Origin of the sequence: Daejeonella sp., assembly GCF_044348475.1 — a bacterium.
In the GTDB taxonomy this organism is placed as follows: Bacteria; Bacteroidota; Bacteroidia; order Sphingobacteriales; family Sphingobacteriaceae; genus Daejeonella.
The window spans coordinates 1-3,658 of sequence record NZ_JBIKSU010000142.1 but is presented as its reverse complement, the minus strand read 5'-3'; the positions used below and the strand labels follow the sequence as shown (position 1 = coordinate 3,658).

General features: G+C 38.8%; 3 protein-coding genes. All 3 read right to left on the bottom strand.

Going from position 1 to position 3,658, the window contains the following annotated elements; all coding sequences use genetic code 11:
• Nucleotides 1-41: 41 nt before the first annotated feature.
• On the bottom strand, nt 42-1,709 hold the full coding sequence (locus ACIQZ6_RS12375; RefSeq protein WP_395811554.1) for an L-lactate permease: 1,668 nt from the start codon (nt 1,707-1,709) through the stop codon (nt 42-44).
• A gap of 107 nt (nt 1,710-1,816) precedes the next feature.
• Entirely contained in the window at nt 1,817-3,271 is a 1,455-nt protein-coding gene (locus tag ACIQZ6_RS12370) for a hypothetical protein (protein WP_395811552.1), read from the bottom strand.
• Nucleotides 3,272-3,284: 13 nt separating this feature from the next.
• Nucleotides 3,285-3,658, bottom strand: a 374-nt coding sequence (locus tag ACIQZ6_RS12365; protein ID WP_395811550.1) for an amidohydrolase family protein, incomplete at its 5' end; no start/stop codon positions are given.

Here is a 3,658-nt window from a genome sequence, read left to right as displayed (position 1 = left end):
CTCTGCGAGATCCTATTCTAAAACCCTGTCAGCCTTTTTTATTACTTCACTACCATGTCCGAGAACGGTATGACATAGGCCTGTAGGAATACAAATAAACCTACTAATGCTGCAAGGGCTATGCTGTGGAAGAATACATATCTTAAAATCTGACCTTCATGTCCGTACCAGTTGGTAGCTGTGCTTGCCACTACAATGCTCTGAGCGTCTACCATTTTACCCATTACGCCGCCTGAACTGTTAGCTGCTGCCATTAAAATTGGACTTACACCGGTTTGTTTTGCTGTAATGGTCTGTAAGCTTCCAAATAATACATTTGAGGCAGTATCCGAACCAGTGAGTGCTACACCTAACCAGCCAAGCATCGTTCCAAAAAATGGATATAATACACCTGTTTTCGCTAATGCGAGTCCTAGCGTAGCATCAGCACCTGAGTATTTGGTAACATAACCTAGAGCAAGCATCGCCGCAATGGTAATCAATGAAAATCGTACTTTCCATAGGGTTTGGATATATACCTTAAACATTTCTTTTATAGAGTAGCCTATGGCAAATCCTGCAATTATGGCCGAAAGTAATATTCCTGTTCCTGTTGCTGAAATCCAGTTTAATTTAAATACTGCTTCTTCTGTTTTTGCTGGTTTGTCTAAAGTTGGTACCGGTGCAATAGGGGCCGACCGTTTTACAAGATTATGAAGATAGGCCACCTTATATTCAGGAGCAGAAACAGAGTTGAGGGAGCTTTTAACAGTAGGTATTCCCCATGCAAAAATGAAAATTGTTAGAATAACCCATGGTGTCCATGCACGAACCATGTCTTTAGTACTGACACTTTCAGGATCAGCTTGCAATGGAAGGGTATCCTCATCTTTTGGAAGTTGCCAAATTGTTTTTGGTTGCCAGAATTTTAAAAGAACAATTATTGAAATAATTGAAGCAATTGAAGCAAAAATATCGACCAACCATGGGCCATGAAAATTTGAAACTAGAAATTGAGTGATAGCAAATGATAAACCTGCAGTTAATGCGGCTGGCCATACACTGATCATTCCACGGAAGCCCGCCATTGCCCAGATTACCCAAAAAGGAACAATAAATGAAAATAATGGCAATTGCCTTCCAACCATCGCCGATAGTTTGAGCACGTCTATGTCTGTAACTGCTGCCAAGGCAATTATAGGCGTTCCAAGGGCTCCAAATGCAACAGGTGCGGTATTTGCTATAAGTGATAGTCCGCATGCCGCAAGGGGCCTAAAACCTAGCTGAATAAGGATAGCCGCAGTTATGGCTACTGGAGTTCCAAATCCGGCTGCACCTTCAAAAAATGCTCCAAATGCAAAGGCAATGAGTATTACCTGTATTCTAGGGTCAGGTGCTATAGTAGAAAGGTGCATCCTGATCAAGGTAAAAAGCCCTTTATTTACAGTTAACTGATAAAGAAAGATCAGATTCAATACAATCCAGCCAATAGGAAACAAACCATAGGCACCACCATACAAGGTGGTTGCAGCAACTGCAGTAACTGGCATATTGAATGCGAATAGCGCAACTCCAATAGCAACAATTAATCCGAATACTGCTGCTAGATGAATTCGGATATGAAAAATGGCAATTGATCCAAGTAATACTAGGATGGGAAGTGCTGCAAGTACTGTTGATAAAAGCGCATTATTAAATGGGTCATAATTTTGCGGCCAGATTTGTTCCATTTTTAAGATTTTTTAGTAATTATTGGATTACAATTTAGAAATAATGTTGACTATAAAATACCCGAAATAGATTAAATCAATGCCGGGATTTAAATGTCTTACATAAATTATTTTTTAGGAAGTGTTATTTTCCATATTCTTCCACCCTCCGAATTTGCAGTGCCATGCTCCATTACATAAATTTTATTATCAATCATTATTGCATCAACAGGAGCGTTGAAATTATTGACAATTGTAGTTGTTTTCATGTAATAATTATCTGCAGCAGCATTATAACTCATATCTAAATGCATCAGATCTTTTCCGGTTTTTCTTAATAGGTTAGTGCCGGGCCGATCAGAACCTCCACCATATCTAAAAACAAAACCATCGCCACTGAATTCATTAGAAAGCGCATTTTTTGTGTCAAAAACTAATCCTAATGGTACAGAATGGGCATTGAATGTGCTAACCGCTTTTCCTGTAATGTCGCCATCAACTATTTTTCCGGTTGCAATATCTCTATATTCATTTGCGTCAGGCCCTAAATTTTGTACACCAGCAGAGAATTTTACTCCATCTGGTATTTTTGGAAAATTTGGGTCATTACGGAAATATTTTACAACCCATGCATGTGCTCCCGGACTTATAAAAGGGTCTTTTGCCGGATCAGGTACCCATGTTGGATATTGCTGCGGATTTTCAATCCCTGACATTTGCCATGGGAATCCATAATGATGACCCTGTCTGATCCAGAACATTTCTTCCGATTGATCATAATCTCCTGAATTTACTACCCCAAATAGATTGCCTTTGCCATCAAATGTCATGTCGTAGGCATTTCTTATCCCTTGAGCGTATAAATAACCATCTGCTTTAAGTTTTGCTTCATCAGTGGTCAATAATATATTTTCTGCATTTACTGGAAACCTAAATACATTAGCAGTTAATGCATTATCCCGAGCATCTGGATAGGCCCCTTTGTTGTCTTGTACTTCTCCATGATCTGTACGGGCTCCAGAATTCACATAAATAAATTTTTTATCCTTACTAATTACTAGTGCATTCCAGCCATGGTCAAAAGTTGTAGCATTTGTTCCATATTCAACAGTATTGAAAACTTCAGTTAATAGTGGCTTAGACTTTGAAAGATCATATTTGACCATTCTGCCCTTGGTTCCTTTACCGCCATTAGCACTAATATTTCCACATAAAAAAAGTGTATTGTTTAAAAATGCTGCACCTTGGAGTCTGGTAATTCCGTGATCTTCTGCTGAAAATATCTGATCTTCTGTGGCATTAGGCGTGTCGAAGTTTAATATTTTAAAAACATTGCCATCAAAAGTTGAATACCAGAATTCGCCTGTTTTTTCATTTTTTAAAAATCTGACACCTAGTTTGCCAATATCCATGACTTTTTCAACTTGGATATCAGAACGTAAGGATACAGGTGTCTTTATAGGAGCAAGGGGCCTTTGGCTTGTGCCAGAACTACTTGTCTGTTGCCCGTAGCTTAATGTGGAATATGAAAAAAACAGGGCTAATAGCCCTGTTTTTTTAAATGTGCAACCGATACTGGCCATATTTTAAATTAAATTAATTACTTGCAGGTCTTGGTGTAGCATTTGCAGGCCTTTGTCTAGGTGGATTTGGCAATATATTAGGTTCTGCGATTGCATTTAAATTGTAAACAATTTTTCCGGCTCTGATTGTCATTTCTGTTTCAAGTCTTTGCTTTCCTGCAATTTTTCCATCTCTTGCATAATAGCCAAAATTTCCGTTCCGAACAGTAAAAATAGCAATATCTGCCTCAGCCCCAATTGAAAGATTGCCCAATTCTGGTCTCTTGATTTGCTGAGCCGGGTTCCAAGTACTAGCCTTAATCACACTTTGAAGGTCCATTCCCATAGCCATAAACAATGACATGATGTTTGGCATATTCTTCATGGCATTGTTCATACTGCCCGTAT

What these genes read in the sequence shown, in the direction of transcription:
- ACIQZ6_RS12375 (WP_395811554.1), bottom strand. Translation starts at nt 1,709, where the DNA reads ATGGAACAAATCTGGCCGCAAAATTATGACCCATTTAATAATGCGCTT.
- ACIQZ6_RS12370 (WP_395811552.1), bottom strand. Translation starts at nt 3,271, where the DNA reads ATGGCCAGTATCGGTTGCACATTTAAAAAAACAGGGCTATTAGCCCTG.